At 39.3% G+C, this 14774-nt stretch carries 16 protein-coding genes and 3 tRNA genes; 14 read left to right on the top strand and 5 right to left on the bottom strand.

The window, feature by feature from the left end; genetic code table 11:
- Positions 1–15 precede the first annotated feature (15 nt).
- Together LXL81_RS12065 and LXL81_RS12070 are read right to left on the bottom strand one after the other, a co-directional pair.
- A complete protein-coding gene (locus LXL81_RS12065; RefSeq protein ID WP_234647047.1) occupies positions 16–813 on the bottom strand; it encodes a (Fe-S)-binding protein in 798 nt (265 codons plus the stop codon).
- A 55-nt stretch (positions 814–868) separates the two neighbouring features.
- Positions 869–2218 carry a (Fe-S)-binding protein gene (locus tag LXL81_RS12070; RefSeq protein ID WP_234647048.1) on the bottom strand — a complete coding sequence of 450 codons (1350 nt, stop codon included), beginning with the start codon at positions 2216–2218 and terminating at the stop codon, positions 869–871.
- Positions 2219–2480: 262 nt separating this feature from the next.
- Here LXL81_RS12070 and LXL81_RS12075 point away from each other — a divergent pair.
- From LXL81_RS12075 to LXL81_RS12085, 3 genes are all read left to right on the top strand, one after another.
- A tRNA-Phe gene (locus LXL81_RS12075) sits at positions 2481–2553 on the top strand.
- A gap of 120 nt (positions 2554–2673) precedes the next feature.
- Positions 2674–2838, top strand: a complete 165-nt coding sequence (locus LXL81_RS12080; protein ID WP_234647049.1) for a hypothetical protein — start codon at positions 2674–2676, stop codon at positions 2836–2838.
- The gene (locus LXL81_RS12085; protein ID WP_234647050.1) at positions 2825–3196 is read left to right on the top strand and encodes a type II toxin-antitoxin system VapC family toxin; all 372 of its coding nucleotides are present in this window, start codon (positions 2825–2827) and stop codon (positions 3194–3196) included. Before LXL81_RS12080 ends, LXL81_RS12085 begins: the two co-directional genes overlap by 14 nt.
- A gap of 31 nt (positions 3197–3227) precedes the next feature.
- Here the strand turns inward: LXL81_RS12085 and LXL81_RS12090 are convergent, their stop codons facing one another.
- Together LXL81_RS12090 and LXL81_RS12095 are read right to left on the bottom strand one after the other, a co-directional pair.
- On the bottom strand, positions 3228–3803 hold the full coding sequence (locus LXL81_RS12090; protein WP_234647051.1) for a hypothetical protein: 576 nt from the start codon (positions 3801–3803) through the stop codon (positions 3228–3230).
- 50 nt (positions 3804–3853) lie between these two features.
- The gene (locus tag LXL81_RS12095) at positions 3854–4657 is read right to left on the bottom strand and encodes a hypothetical protein (protein WP_234647052.1); all 804 of its coding nucleotides are present in this window, start codon (positions 4655–4657) and stop codon (positions 3854–3856) included.
- 167 nt (positions 4658–4824) lie between these two features.
- Between LXL81_RS12095 and ubiE the strand changes: the two genes are divergently transcribed.
- The 4 genes from ubiE (at position 4825) to LXL81_RS12115 (ending at position 6589) form a co-directional block, all read left to right on the top strand.
- Positions 4825–5547 carry a bifunctional demethylmenaquinone methyltransferase/2-methoxy-6-polyprenyl-1,4-benzoquinol methylase UbiE gene (ubiE, locus tag LXL81_RS12100; RefSeq protein ID WP_234647053.1) on the top strand — a complete coding sequence of 241 codons (723 nt, stop codon included), beginning with the start codon at positions 4825–4827 and terminating at the stop codon, positions 5545–5547.
- Complete coding sequence (locus LXL81_RS12105) at positions 5496–6239, top strand: porin family protein (protein ID WP_234647054.1); 744 nt, start codon at positions 5496–5498, stop codon at positions 6237–6239. The genes ubiE and LXL81_RS12105 overlap by 52 nt, the downstream gene beginning before the upstream one ends.
- 121 nt (positions 6240–6360) lie before the next feature.
- Positions 6361–6435: transfer RNA gene (locus tag LXL81_RS12110), tRNA-Val, on the top strand.
- A 79-nt stretch (positions 6436–6514) separates the two neighbouring features.
- Positions 6515–6589: transfer RNA gene (locus LXL81_RS12115), tRNA-Val, on the top strand.
- Between the two features lie 49 nt (positions 6590–6638).
- Here the strand turns inward: LXL81_RS12115 and LXL81_RS12120 are convergent.
- Positions 6639–7757: a metallophosphoesterase gene (locus LXL81_RS12120; RefSeq protein WP_234647055.1), complete on the bottom strand. Its 1119-nt coding sequence runs from the start codon at positions 7755–7757 to the stop codon at positions 6639–6641.
- A 214-nt stretch (positions 7758–7971) separates the two neighbouring features.
- Here LXL81_RS12120 and LXL81_RS12125 point away from each other — a divergent pair, with 214 nt between their 5' ends.
- The 7 genes from LXL81_RS12125 to nuoK all read left to right on the top strand — a co-directional run bounded on the left by LXL81_RS12125 (position 7972) and on the right by nuoK (position 14757).
- Positions 7972–9954: an alginate lyase family protein gene (locus LXL81_RS12125; RefSeq protein WP_234647056.1), complete on the top strand. Its 1983-nt coding sequence runs from the start codon at positions 7972–7974 to the stop codon at positions 9952–9954.
- A complete protein-coding gene (locus tag LXL81_RS12130; RefSeq protein WP_234647057.1) occupies positions 9920–11146 on the top strand; it encodes a glycosyltransferase family 4 protein in 1227 nt (408 codons plus the stop codon). Before LXL81_RS12125 ends, LXL81_RS12130 begins: the two co-directional genes overlap by 35 nt.
- Before the next feature lie 11 nt (positions 11147–11157).
- Entirely contained in the window at positions 11158–11610 is a 453-nt protein-coding gene (locus LXL81_RS12135) for a methylglyoxal synthase (protein WP_234647058.1), read from the top strand.
- Between the two features lie 47 nt (positions 11611–11657).
- Complete coding sequence (locus tag LXL81_RS12140) at positions 11658–12278, top strand: thioredoxin family protein (RefSeq protein ID WP_234647059.1); 621 nt, start codon at positions 11658–11660, stop codon at positions 12276–12278.
- 144 nt (positions 12279–12422) lie between these two features.
- Complete coding sequence (locus tag LXL81_RS12145; RefSeq protein WP_234647060.1) at positions 12423–13913, top strand: 4Fe-4S dicluster domain-containing protein; 1491 nt, start codon at positions 12423–12425, stop codon at positions 13911–13913.
- A gap of 15 nt (positions 13914–13928) precedes the next feature.
- Positions 13929–14453 carry an NADH-quinone oxidoreductase subunit J gene (locus tag LXL81_RS12150; RefSeq protein ID WP_234647061.1) on the top strand — a complete coding sequence of 175 codons (525 nt, stop codon included), beginning with the start codon at positions 13929–13931 and terminating at the stop codon, positions 14451–14453.
- Entirely contained in the window at positions 14446–14757 is a 312-nt protein-coding gene (nuoK, locus tag LXL81_RS12155) for an NADH-quinone oxidoreductase subunit NuoK (protein ID WP_255713702.1), read from the top strand. The genes LXL81_RS12150 and nuoK overlap by 8 nt, the downstream gene beginning before the upstream one ends.
- The last annotated feature ends 17 nt before the right edge of the window (positions 14758–14774 follow it).

Consider the following 14774-nt stretch of genomic DNA (forward strand, 5'->3'; position numbering starts at 1 on the left):
AATCTGGGATTTTCATTACAATCCTTCTGCCTGCGCTACTAATTCTGCCAGGTCAAAAACTTTGACACTGTCTTCCTTTTCTTTGTTTTTAACGCCATCTGTCATCATCACCATGCAGAACGGACAAGCCACTGCTATTGTCGTAGCACCGGTTTCTATCGCTTCCTCAACACGTTCAATGTTGATATCTTTTTTGCCGGTTTCGGGTTCTTTAAACATTTGTCCGCCACCAGCTCCGCAACAAAGCCCTTTGGTTTTGCAGCGTTTCATTTCAACCAGATCAGCATCCAGAGCTTCAAGCACATGACGAGGTGCCTCATAAATGCCATTTGCCCTTCCCAGATAGCAGGAATCATGAAATGTAATTTTCCGGCCTTTGAAAGTTTCGCCACCTTCAATGCGGACTCTTCCTTCGTTAATCAATTGCTGTAAATATTCGGAATGGTGAATTACCTCATAGTTTCCGCCAAGTTCCGGATATTCATTTTTTAACGTATTAAAACAATGCGGGCAAGCCGTTACTATTTTCTTAACACCATACATATCCAGAACCTGAATATTGGACATGGCCAGCATTTGAAAAGTAAATTCATTTCCGGCGCGTCGGGCAGGATCACCGGTACAACTTTCTTCCGTGCCTAAAACGGCGAATTTTACACCTGCTTTGTTTAATATTTTTACAAAAGCTATGGTTACTTTTTTATACCTATCGTCGAATGATCCCGCACAGCCAACCCAGAAAAGCACTTCCGGCATTTCATTGTTAGCCGCCATTTCGGCCATGGTCGGTACTTTGTATGTTATTTCGTTCATTGGTTTCTATATTATTGACCGGATTAACTTCGGGAAAAAGAAATAAAACAGATTGCTAAACCTCATTTCTCAATTTTTCGGCCCAGTTAAAACGATCTCCCGGTGAGAATTTCCAGGGAGCCTGATTGGTATCCAGATTCTGAAACATTGCGTTCCAGGCCGCAGGCGCCTGCGCTTCATCCATGATTTTATAGCGGCGTAGTTGGAGAATAATGTCCAATGGATTAATCAGGATCGGACATTCCTGCACGCAGGCATTACAGGTTGTACAAGCCAGAATTTCTTCATTGCTGATGTAATCTCCCATCAAGCTTTTCCCGTCGTCAACAAATTTTCCATTATTAACCTGCATATTCCTGCCAATATCTTCCAGTCTGTCGCGGGTATCCATCATGATTTTACGAGGAGATAATTTTTTACCCGTAATATTAGCCGGACACGCGGCTGTGCAACGTCCACATTCTGTGCATGAATATGCATCCATCAGGTTTTTCCAGCTCAAATCTGGCACATCTTTCGCGCCAAAACGCTCAGGAATAACATTTTCGTCTCCGGTTCCTGCTGTTGTAGCATCCGTTAAACCTAGCATAATTTTTACCTCTTTGGTAATATCCGGCATATTTTTCATCTCTCCCTTTGGTATCAGACGGGCAAAATAAGTATTGGGAAAGGCCAGTGCGATATGCAAATGTTTCGAATACGTGACATAAACAGCAAAAGTGAAAATGCCCAGGATGTGAAACCACCAGGCAAAACGTTCGTAAATCATGAGTGAAGTCTCATTCCAGCTTGCAAAAAGTGGTTTTAAAAATTGACTGAAAGCAAAATCACCCGTGCGGATATAATGCTGACTTCCCATTTCCTGCAAAACGGTGTCGGCTGCATTCATAGTTAGGATTGCAACCATCAAAACAATTTCAAAAATTAAAATGATTTTCCCGTCAAGCTGCGGCCAGCCGTTCATTTCTCTATGTCGGGAAGACTGAAATCTTTCAACCTTTAAGATCGTGCGGCGGATCAAAAATATAAGACACGTTACTAAAACGCCAATGGCAAGAAATTCAAAAAAGCTGATCAAAAAGGTATAAAATGAGCCAAGAAAAGGAGCGAAAAGCCTGTGTTTTCCAAGTATTCCATCCAATACAATTTCTAGGACTTCGATGTTAATAAGAAGAAAACCGGCATAAACTACAAAATGCATAACACCAATCAGCGGCCTGTCAAACATCTTCTTTTGTCCGAAGGCGACGCGAAGCATAGTCGCAAAACGCATGGCAGGTTGATCTGTACGGTCCTCATCACGACCTAACAAGATCGTATTTCGAATCAGGCTGGCTCGCTTAAAAATCAGCCAGCCAACAATTCCGAGAATTGCTAAAAAGATGATCTGCTGGATTATGACCATAGGAATCAGGTTTGCTGCTACAATAACGGTGATTGTTCCAATTAGTATGCAAGCATACTAAAAGCAAATATGATAAAAATGTATTTAGTTACAAGTTTAAAAATAAATAAATTTTTTTGAGCGAGTTAAGTTAAAGAAAGTCAGTGCCATAAGACTCAGTGAAGATAAAGTCATAAAAATTTTTCCAAATTATTTTCTAAAACAATTTGGAAAAACAAATCCAAATTCTACCTTTGCAGTCCCAAAGGGAACGAGTTGAGCTGGTGATGTAGCTCAGTCGGTAGAGCAAAGGACTGAAAATCCTTGTGTCGGCGGTTCGATTCCGTCCATCACCACAAGATCCTGTCAGAAAAATTTCTGGCAGGATTTTTTGTTTTAGCTAAAACTGAAATTCATTAATAGTTTTGTGTTGCCCATAGTTATTTGTTAACTTGTTGATATAAAATCATAAAACAATGGTATTCATACTTAAAAAGGGTCAACGTCTGGAAGAGATACTTCCTCAGGGTACTTTGCCCCAAGGCAAGAAAAGGCTAAATGCTAAAAAATATGTTGGAGCATTGAATTTAAAAGAAGATCCTTTAGTCATTCAAAAGCGGATGCGTGATGAATGGGAGTAGGGTTCTGATAGATACTAACATTGCTCTTTATTTATTTAAAGGGGATAAAAATTTGGGTTCAATTTTGCAAGATGTTGAAACCTACGCATCTTTTATCAATGAACTTGAACTGTTAGGATTTAAAGGAATTACTCTAAAAGAGGAAACCTGGGTTGAGTTATTTTTGGAGGAGTGTATTATTGTTGATATTAATGCCGGCATCAAAGAAATTACAAAACAGATCCGTCGTAATTATTCTTTAAAATTACCCGATGCAATTATTGCAGCCACCGCTATTTTCCTGGGTGTCCCACTTCTTTCAGCCGACAAACAATTTGGGCAGGTGTCTGGTTTGACATTTGTGCTTTACGAGCCTTGATATCAAATAAAGAGATTACATTTAAGTCATTTCACTTCCCGAAAATCCTCCCATCCGTTATTTCTCCCCGATGCTCTTCCAGAAAATCACAAAATAATTTGATCTGAATTTCCTGGATTGAAAAATCAATTGTCTGGTCATAATTTTCCTGGTACACCTCCTGAAAATCAGTAATAACATAGCGTAATGTTCTGATTCCTTTGGATCGCAGCGCTGGTAAATAAAAGTTCTGGTGGCTATGCGCAAATCGACCAGGTTGATAATTATTGGTTGTCTTGATATCGACCGCCAATGTTTTTCCAATAACATCAACATAGCCATATAGCAAGACGTTATCAAGCTGATGTTCGCAATAAACCTGTGTCTTCATCATCGGACGGGGAAGTAGTGCGCGAACTTTATCAAGAATTTCGGCGTCAAAAAATTCTTCATTAATACCTTTAATAACCGCTTCTTCAAAAGATGATCCTTTTGCCTGCGATTCTGTTTGCGGGATTGGTACGCGGTTGATCCGGTTCAGAAAATCAGCTTTTTCGATATAACCCTTTTGATATCGGTCATAAAGGTTAAGTAATGTAGGATAAAATTTATATTCAATTGAGGCCAAAGGGAGAAAGATTAAAAATTTATGATGAAATGTCTTAAAAAACTGACAATTTAGCGTCGCCTTCTTTTTGCGTTACTGCTAAACTTATAGGTGACCGACAAGGCCAGAAAACTGAATTTATCATTTGGCGTTTTGCTGTAAGAATCTGCCTCTTCGGGATTGATAAAACGCATACCTGAGGTAGCGTCAACTTTATCACTTCTCACAAAATAAAAGTGGTAATCAAAACCGAAAATCAATTTTTCAAACAATTTATAGTCAAACGAAGTGCCGATTGGAATAATTCGCTCATTCGTTTTTTTGATTCCCCATTTTCCATGCGGCTTTCCCCAACGCAAAAAAAGTGGATTTCTTGCGCTTGTTTTGCTGTTTGTGAACCGTAACAAATTGTTGGTTTTAATATCAAAAGCATTGGCACTAAACATCATTAACCCAATACCGGTATATAGATTTATATTAAATTCTCCATCATAACCAGAAACAAATTGCTTGGTCAGATTCCATTTAGCAAGTAGTTCGATTGCGTTATATTCGTTGATAAAATAAGAATTGAAAAAGGAAACATCTTGTCCGCCAAGTTTTCCCATAGAATACTGCATGCTGAGCGAAAGTGTTTTGTTAAAAGCTCTGTTGACTTCGATACTATACATGGCCGGCATGTCCTGCTGCCCGAGTTCTCCATAAAATTGGGTAAGTCCGCCCCGAACCGTCAAAGCATAGCGAGAAATGGTTTTTTGCCTTGAATGGCCACTTTTGTATTTTTCATACGCTTCTTTCCAGCTATTTTTATACTGAGCATTAGCCGTAAACGATATGGCAATAAATACAATTAATTGTAAAAATTTGCGAATCATAATCAGTACGTGTGTGTGGTATTGGAACAAATATAAAACTATCGTGATTTTTATTCTGCTGTTTCTCTTTAAAATCAGTGCTTTATGCAAACTTTACATATATGCAGCAAAACCATAACCAATAAATATCTGTTAGTTTTGTACTTCTAATTTTATGCTAATCAAAAATGAGTGTAGTACCCTATAAAGATAAGGACGGAAGCAAACGTGAGCAGGTAGCAGAAATGTTTGATAACATCTCGCCAAAATATGATTTATTGAACCACGTACTTAGTGGTGGAGTGGACATCTACTGGCGTAAACGTGCTATAAAACTGCTTAAAAAACAGCAGCCGAAAATCATTCTGGATATCGCTACCGGAACAGGTGATTTTGCAATTGAAGCACTTTCTCTTAATCCGGAAAAAATTTACGGGGTTGATATTTCAGAAGGTATGCTGGCTGTTGGACGTGAGAAAATTGCAAAATTGGGCAAACAGGATATCATCACCTTGCAAAGCGGAGACTCTGAAAGTTTGTCTTTTCAAGACAATTATTTTGATGCTGTTATCGTTTCGTTTGGAGTACGTAATTATCAGAATCTGTTGGCCGGACTGACTGAAATGAACCGGGTTATGAAGCCGGGCGGAACTTGTGTAGTTGTTGAATTTTCGAAACCGCGCGCTTTCCCTTTCAAGCAGTTTTACAATTTTTATTTTAAATATATATTACCAACCATAGGAAAGACCGTCTCAAAGGACAGTTCAGCCTATACCTACCTGCCTGAATCCGTTCAGGCATTTCCGGATGGTGAGGCTTTTCTTGAAATTTATAAAAAAGCAGGTTTTAAAAATACCAAATGCATACCATTAACCTTCGGGATTTGCTCCATTTATACAGGACAAAAATAATTATCAGTTTTGCTATTCTCTGTGTTATTTCACAGGAAGTTAAGGCGCAGGGACAAGGTTATGTGCGCCGGCATTTAGAATATTATGACGACAAACCTATCCACTATGGGATTTTGTTTGCGATGCCGTTTACGAGTTATAACATTCGCCATAGCGATTCTTTTATTCCCGGAGACTCGGCTTATCTGATCCAGTCACCAATGAAAACGGCTTTTCGGATGGGTTTTATTCTGAATGCTTATCTGAGTGAAAGGTTTGATATCCGGACAACACCATCAGTATCACTTTATGAACGTCAGATTAAATATAGTTATCCCAACAGTCCTGACAAAATTGATAAACGCGAGTCTACCTGGCTGGAAATACCGTTACTTGTAAAGTATAAATCCAAAAGGAGGGTCAATACGCGTATGTATATGATTGCCGGTGTCACGCTGGGGCTTGAAACAAATGTGAAAAAAAGTACGGCCGGAACTGGAAGTGCTGGTGGTCGGCTTGATACACAAACGTCTGATTTCACACTTGATTATGGTGTAGGTTATGAACGGTTTTTTGAGTTTTTCAAGTTTGCTCCTGAATTAAGATTTTCCACAGGTTTGAAAAATGTGCTGAATCCATCCAAAAATTCAAGTGCTGTGGGGATCGGAAAACTTACCACACATACCGTAACTCTATATTTAAATTTCGAATAAAGAGAATTCTGATAATCAGTTCGTTGAAAAAAATATTCAAAATATTTGGAATTTTTTCTGTGGATAATTTGGATATAGAAAATCAGTCGTGCATATTTGCACTCCCGAATGATGACAAGAGGGGCTCTTAGCTCAGTTGGTTCAGAGCACCTGCCTTACAAGCAGGGGGTCGCTGGTTCGAATCCAGCAGGGCCCACAAGAAAACGAGTTAGCAATAACTCGTTTTACTTTTTCTCAGAAAGCTGAAAAAAAGTCATTATTTTGAATTCCCGTGAGGGCTCTTAGCTCAGTTGGTTCAGAGCACCTGCCTTACAAGCAGGGGGTCGCTGGTTCGAATCCAGCAGGGCCCACATTAAAAAAGCAAATCAGAAATGATTTGCTTTTTTTGTTTTAACAGGGTTAAAGATGAAGTTCGAATTCGTCCGCCAGTGATGCCCGCATTGTATTATCCATTTTTTCCTCATGCGGAATCGTGTAGTATTCTCCTTTCAAAGTCAATCCTGAACTACTCTTCTCAATGGCGATTTTCAGAAAGCCATGTTTGTCTCCACAATTAGTTTCCAGATTTAATCCTTCAAACAGATCGCTGTCATTCGTAAAGCGCGGATCACTTTTTAAGGCAACCGGATGAAGTTCATCATAACCTCCGGCACCGGACACAATAAAGGGGACAACTAAGCCATCTTTATATTTCTTTGTGAAACGCTGATAATTATGCACATGGCCGCTAAATACAATATCAGGTCTCACGCCCGTTTCTTCAAAAATCTCTTCAAGAAGTGTGATCATCGGGATACTCGAACCATGATTTATGTCGGCGGAATAAGGTGCATGATGCAAACATAAAATCAATGCCTTATGCGGTCTTTCTTTATCCGCAGCAATTAACTCTTCTTTGAACCATTTTTGTTGCTCAGGTGTGATCACGCCAAATTTTGGAACATTGCTATGTAAGCCAATAACGTTTGCGAGCGGTGCTTTTAGAGTCCAGTAAATATTTGGCTGAACCATACTTTTACGATCCACCCCACCGCTGAAACTTACTGCTCTCGGTTCAGAATCACAAAACACGGCTTTAAAAGCATCCAGACTTTTGTATGGTGTAGCGTTTGGATTTACATCACTGTCATGATTTCCGGCAATGGCAAATATTGGTCCGGGATACTTTTCATATGGTTCAAAAAACTGTGTTTGATAACGGCTCGCTTCACCAAAACTATAAACGACATCGCCCAAATGAAATAAAAACTGTGGACGTTGATCTTCACTTGTTTCATATTGCCGACCCATTTCACTTGCTACCAGATGTTGAAAAGTTGGTCTTCCGATACTGCCGGTATCACCCAGCATATGAAATATTGTTTTTTCAGTATTGACATTTGGAACAATTTCCTGCAAAGTCAACCGATATGGATACTGGCCGGAAGGAGATGGTAAGGGCTGAAATTTATAGGTATCGTCAGGTTGATCTTTTTTTAAAACCGGCGTGGTATATCTGGAAGAGGTGTTGGAAATCATGATCACAAATTAAAACCAAAATTAGAATTGGGTATTAAGGTACAGTTAAATTTAAAATGGAGAGCCATTCAACGTTGTTTTGCCCGTTACTTTTTGCCCGCGTTTTATTCCAATATGATAAAAATAGAACTTTAACTAACCTGCATCCAGTTTGTTGTCCTGCATTCAATATAATTGACAGCTGAAAAGTCGCTTATCCATACACATACTTTTAATGAAACAGTTTGTTCGAAAGCTGAAAACGCTTTTTAATTTTTTGCCGGATGTTTTTCAGCTTGTTAAAAATATGGGCTGGCATTATTTTATGTTCCGGATCTGGTTTGAGTTCCAAAGAAAAACCCGGATACTAAAATTCCGGTTTCCTGTTAATCCGCCTGAAAAGAAAATGATAACGCTCGAAGATTGGCGAAATCTCCCGGTAAATTTTTTCTTTTCAAATCATTTTCATGAAACAACTTTTAAAGGCGGGCCTATTGATTACCGGATGTTGGCAAAACGTGTTGAAGCGATTTTACAAAGCAGGTATATGCATTTTGGGTCAAAAAGTTTTTCTACTTCTGACTGGCTGACAAATCCTGAAAACGGATTTCAGTATAACATCAAAAAACACTGGGCCGATATACCAGATTTGTCTCGTGAATCCGGTGATATAAAGTATGTATGGGAAAAATCGCGTTTTACTTTTTTGTATGACCTGATACGCTACGACCATCATTTTGGGAGAGATCAATCTAAAACCGTTTTCTTCAAAATTGAAGACTGGATTGATAACAATCCGGTCAACTGTGGCCCGAACTGGCAGTGTAGCCAGGAAATTACCCTCCGGATTTTGAACTGGACTTTCGCTTTACAGTATTACAAAAAATCATCTGCTCTTGATGATCGGCTTATTTCGAAAATCTTGAATAGTATTTACCAACAAATGCGGCACGTGGCTGAAAACATTGATTTTTCACGCATTGCGGTCCGGAATAATCATGCCCTCACGGAGACATGGGGTTTGTATTTAATTGGTTTGTTATACCCGTTTTTTGATGAAAGTGAGCAATGGAGGAAAAATGGGAAAAAGTGGTTTGCAGAGGAAATTGCTTATCAGATTTATGAAGACGGCACTTTTCTTCAATTTTCCATGAATTATCATCGGGTTGCCGTTCAGCTGTTGACATGGGCAATCAGACTTGCACATTTGAATCAGGAAACCTGGGATAGGGTTGTGTATGAACGGGCAGGAAAATCTTTGAAATTTCTTCAAACTTGCCAGGATAGCAAATCTGGTCAGCTTCCAAATTATGGTAATAATGATGGTGCTTTATTTTTCCCACTAACGGATTGTCATTTCCGGGATTTTCGGCCGCAATTAATGGCTTTGTCAACGGTTCTGGAAGAAAAGCCCATTTATAACGGTGGGAGATGGGAAGAGGAAAGTTTTTGGCTTGGTCTAAATTCGGCTGTTTGTAAAAAGGTAGAATTGAAAAAGGAATTTCAAATTTCATCTTTTCCAAATGGGGGTTATTATGTTTTAAACGACGATAACACCATAACATTTCTTCGCTGTGGAAGTTACCAGAACCGTCCGTTTCAGTCGGATAACCTACATCTGGACGTTTGGGTTGATGGTGAAAATATTTTACGGGATGCAGGATCTTTTCAATATAATACAGATAAAAAATGGACGAGTTACTTTTCAGGAACGGCGTCTCATAACACGGTAATGCTTGGAAATTTTGACCAGATGAGAAAAGGGAAAAGATTCATATGGTATAACTGGATTGAAAAAAGTGAGGCCGGTTGGAAGGAAGAACAAGATTCGGTGATTTTTGAAGGATGGTTTGAGGGTTATAAGGAAATTGGAAAAAACATTATTCACAAACGCAGGGTGACAAAATTGAAAAGGGAACTGCATTGGATCATTGAAGACTGGATTGAAAATGCGCCAACGGAAATCATTATGCACCAAATCTGGCATCCATATCCGGCGTTTTTTGAAAAATTTATGATCAATGCCTTTTTAAAGGAGGGAAGTATGATCAAATTATCCAAGACTGAAGGCTGGTTTTCTGATAACTATGGAGAAAAAGAAATGGCGCACCGGATAGTTTACAGTACGACGGAGCGGTATATAAAAACAGAGATTTGTATAAAATTTAAAGAAAAAGCCAGCGATGCGAATTTTATTGATACATCAGTTTTTTCTTGAAGATCATGAGGGTGGCGGCTCCCGCTGGAATGAAATGACTAGAATCTGGACTGAGGAAGGGCATGAAATGACGGTTCTGGCCGGAATGACGCATTATATGGAAAATTCGAAAGTTAAATATGACGACAAATATTTTCATGTTTCCAGGAATAGAGATTCCGTAAAAGTAATTCGTTGTCATGTTACTACGAGCAGTAAAACTTTTTCAAGCCGCCTTTGGTCATTTCTTTCATTTGTAGTATCCGGAACGCTGGCAGGGCTATTTATTACAAAAGAAAAGTACGACATGATCATCGTCACCTCTCCACCATTGTTTGTTGGACTTATCGCAATTTTTTTGGGTTGGTGGAAGAAAATCCCTTTTGTTTTTGAAGTCAGAGATCTTTGGCCGGAATCTGCCATTGAAACTGGCGTATTAAAAAACAGCTATTTAATTCGATTTTCATTCTGGTTCGAAAAACTGATGTATCAAAAAGCAAAACGGATTTGTGTTTTAACACCTGCCTTTCAGGAAATCTTGATCAAACAAAAACAGGTTCCGGCAGACAAAATTGTTTGTATTCCAAACGGTGCAGATTTTATTTTTTCTGACAAATTACTTACATCATTTGATCCTTATCCAATTCGCAAAACGCATAATCTTGAAGACAAATTTGTGATAATCTATGTCGGCGCGCATGGAATTGCAAATGATCTGATTCAGGTTGTGGAAACCGCGGAACTGCTCGTTGATACCAATGTTGTTTTCATGCTTATTGGAAATGGTTCGGAAAAGAAAAACTTGATTGATGAAATTAACAGGAGGCAACTTAAAAATATCCTTTTTTTCGATTCTGTATCAAAAAATGAAGTGTTTAAATATATTCTGGCATCCGATGTCGGCTTGTCCGTTTTGAAAAAAACAGAAATTTTTAAAACTATTTATTCCAATAAGACCTTTGACTACTTATCCTGTAAAAAGCCTGTTTTGATGGTTATTGATGGAGTTTCAAGAAAGTTGATCGAAGAAGCAGATGCAGGTTTATTTGTTGAACCGGAAAATGCACAAGACTTTGCTCATAAGATCAGATTTTATCTGGCAAATCCTGCACTTATCGATCGGCAGGGCGAAAATGGATATTCTTACGTAAAAAATCATTTTGACCGCGAAGTTCTGGCAAAGACATATTTGAAGTATATTGGCGACATGTAAATTAATTTATAATGTCACATATCAGAAAAATAGCTTCCAGCAAACGCATTGCAATGGTAGCCCACGATAATCGCAAAACTGAACTGCTGGATTGGGCGTTGGCCAATCGTGAGCTTCTGGCAAAAAGTACTTTATACGCTACCGGAACAACAGGTAAATTATTGGAGGCTTTATTAAATCAACCGGTTTTGCTTCTTTTGAGCGGTCCGCTTGGGGGCGATCAGCAAGTTGGGTCAATGATTGCAGAAGAAAAAATTGATCTGCTGATCTTTTTCTGGGACCCCATGTCCGCTCAGCCGCATGATCCGGATGTAAAGGCCTTACTGCGCTTATGTGTTGTCTGGAATATTCCTGTTGCCTCAAACCGCGCCACAGCCGATTTTTTATTTACTTCTCCCTTAATGAATGAAGATTATTTCGCCGAACAAACGGATTATAGTAAATATTTGAACCGTATCGTCTGAACTGAAATGAGCAGGTTATGGTTTTTTCTATGTACAAAAATTCACACATGAAGAACCTGTCAGAGTTATTTAATAGCGGAATAGAAAGAACGATTTATTCTTATTCCGATTATATGTTATTGATGGAACTGGTTGTTAAGGAACAAAGAACAACCGGTCCAAAACAATCAGAAGATTTAAACCATTACACCAGGCTGAATTTGCATAGAATGCAGCGTTTGAACAAAACGGTTGTATTAAGTGAAAGTTTAAAAGTAGCAGTAAATCAGATTAAGTCACCTCAAACCTGGTATGTTTTGACGGAAGCATGGTGTGGAGATGCTGCACAAAATATTCCTGTTCTGGCTACCATTGCAAAATTGAATCCGTTGATTAGCCTTCAATTGATTTTAAGGGATGAAAATCCGGATGTTATGGATCAGTATCTTACAAATGGAGGGCGTTCTATTCCAAAATTGATTGCGGTTGATGGCGAATTTAACGAGATTTTTGATTGGGGACCACGTCCAGCTGGTGCCCAGCATATGATGGAGCAATACAAAGAAAATCCTGACAAACCCTTCAAAGAATTCGCTGAGGATATTCACAAATGGTATTCGGTCGATAAAACACTTTCGGTGCAAAAAGAATTATTGGCCATATTGGAAGGTGTTCCTGTTGAAAAGTAAGTTTTTTAATAGATTACTCTATCTTTGTAATAGGCTTATTTCCGGGTTTTCCGGATCTAGTTATGAATTGAAAATTGAGACCTGCTAACGTTGTCGACATACTTTAAAAATATATCAGAGGGAATCAGTACCACTTTAACGGGTATGAAACTGACGTTGCGCCATTTGTTTGATGCAAGAAAACGTCGGACGAATAATGATATCCGCTCAGGTAATTTTTATGATATGCAGGATGGGATGGTTACCATTCAATATCCTCAGGAAACAATCCCGATTCCGGACAATGGAAGATACCGCCTGCATAATGAGATAGACGATTGCATTGTTTGTGATAAGTGTGTAAAGGTTTGTCCGGTTGATTGCATTGAAATTGAACCTATCAAAGCAATTGAAGAAGTGGGCCGTGCTTCAGACGGTTCCCCGATCCGTCTATATGCTGCTAAATTTGATATTGATATGGCAAAGTGCTGCTACTGCGGACTTTGTACAACGGTTTGCCCGACGGAATGTCTTACAATGACAAAAACTTTCGATTATAGCGAACTCGATATCCGGGATATGGTTTATAATTTCGGAAATCTGACCGCTGATGAAGCACAGGAGAAACGAGATTTACTTGAACAATTCCAAAAAGAAAAAGAGGCACTAAAAGCTGCACAAAAACCGGCTGTGCCTTCGGAAGTTACTGCAAAGATACCTGCCGAGCGTCCTGCTTTTAAGCCTACAATCAAGCCAAAACAAGAAGAAATTGTTGCGAAACAGGAATCTCCGGAGGTAGAAACTCCAAGACCAAAACCTGTTTTCCAGCCACGCAAACCCGCTCCGGTTGAAGCCAAGTCTGAAACATATGAAACTTCGGAAGAAATTATAGAAAAACCGGCGGCTAAATTGCCTTTTAAACCTACGATGAAACCGAGGGTTCTCCCAGAGGAAGTAAAAGAAGAAAGTGATATAGTACCTGGTGAGGCTCCGAAAGCAAAACCAGCTTTCAGGCCATCTATGAAACCTAAAACAGATACGGCTCCCGAAGCTGAATCTACGGTTTCGAATCAGGAAGAAACTGCTCAGGCGAAACCAGCTTTCCGACCGACAATGAAGCCTAAACCAGCTACGAATTCAGAAGAATCAGTATTGGGTGAAGACGTAAAAAGTGAGGAAATAAAAGCCAAACCTGCTTTTCGACCAACTATGAAACCGAAAACACCGGTTTCTGAAATTCCGGATACAGCAGTTGAAAAAGATGCGAATGAAGAAGTGAAAGCCAAACCAGCATTTCGTCCAACAATGAAACCGAAGGTTGAAGCTTCTGAACCTGCTGAAATAATTCCTGAAATTTCACTGGAACCTGTTGCTGCAAAACCTGCTTTCCGTCCAACAATGAGACCGAAAACACCGGTTTCTGAAATCCCGGAGCCGGCGGCAGAAAAAGTAGAAAATGAAGAAGTGAAAGCAAAGCCGGTATTTCGTCCAACAATGAAGCCAAAGGTTGAGCCGACTGATGAAAATGTGCCGGAAACAACTGTTGAAAATAAAACGGATCAGGATATACCGGAAGCAAAGGAGGAAACGCCAAAGCCGAAACCGGCGTTTCGCCCGACGATGAAACCAAAACCAAAATCTCCGGATCAGGAATAATTTATATTGAGATAAATGGAAATAGCTGCTTTTTATGCTTTCTCGGGATTAGCGATTGTATCGGCGCTTTTTATATTGTTTTCAAAAAACCTTATATATGCAGCTTTTGCCTTGTTTCTTACATTTCTGGGCGTTGCTGCGCTGTATGTTTTGGCAGGAGCTGATTTTCTTGCCGTAACGCAGATTATGGTTTACGTAGGAGGAATTTTGGTGCTGCTTATTTTTGGTATCATGTTAACGCAGCAGACAGATAGAACGGCAGTTTCATCAACACCAAACCGGGTGATGGTATCTATAACCAGACAGTTTTCCGGATTTGTCGTGGGCGCAGGTTTGTTCGGTTTTCTGTCATATATTATCGCAATTTCAAATTTTAAGATGACCGGAGAAACCAATACTTCAAGGTCAACATTAAAAACAATTGGTGTTGAATTGATGACAAGCCATCTTTTACCTTTTGAAATTGCTGCCATACTTTTACTCGTTGCCTTAGTTGGCGCCGCTTACCTTGCCTTAAACAGAAATCCAGCTCATGATTAATATTCCGGTAGAACATTATCTGATCGTTGGAGCTGCATTATTTAGCATTGGCCTGGCCATTGCCATAACCAAAAAGCATTTAATCGGAATTTTATTGGGTATTGAATTAATGCTTAATGCAGTCAATCTTAATTTGATCGCATTCAGTCGCCATGACCCTGAAAAAATCGGCGGACAGCTTTTCGCGCTCTTTGTGATTGTTGTTGCAGCGGCAGAAGTTACGGTAGCACTTGCGATAATTCTGCGTGTTTACGGACATTTCCGGTCTGTGGATCCTGATAAGGTAAATGAGTTAAAGCAATAAAAAGTAAAATGAATTTA

Source organism: Dyadobacter sp. CY356 (assembly GCF_021440195.1).
Taxonomy (GTDB): domain Bacteria; phylum Bacteroidota; class Bacteroidia; order Cytophagales; family Spirosomataceae; genus Dyadobacter.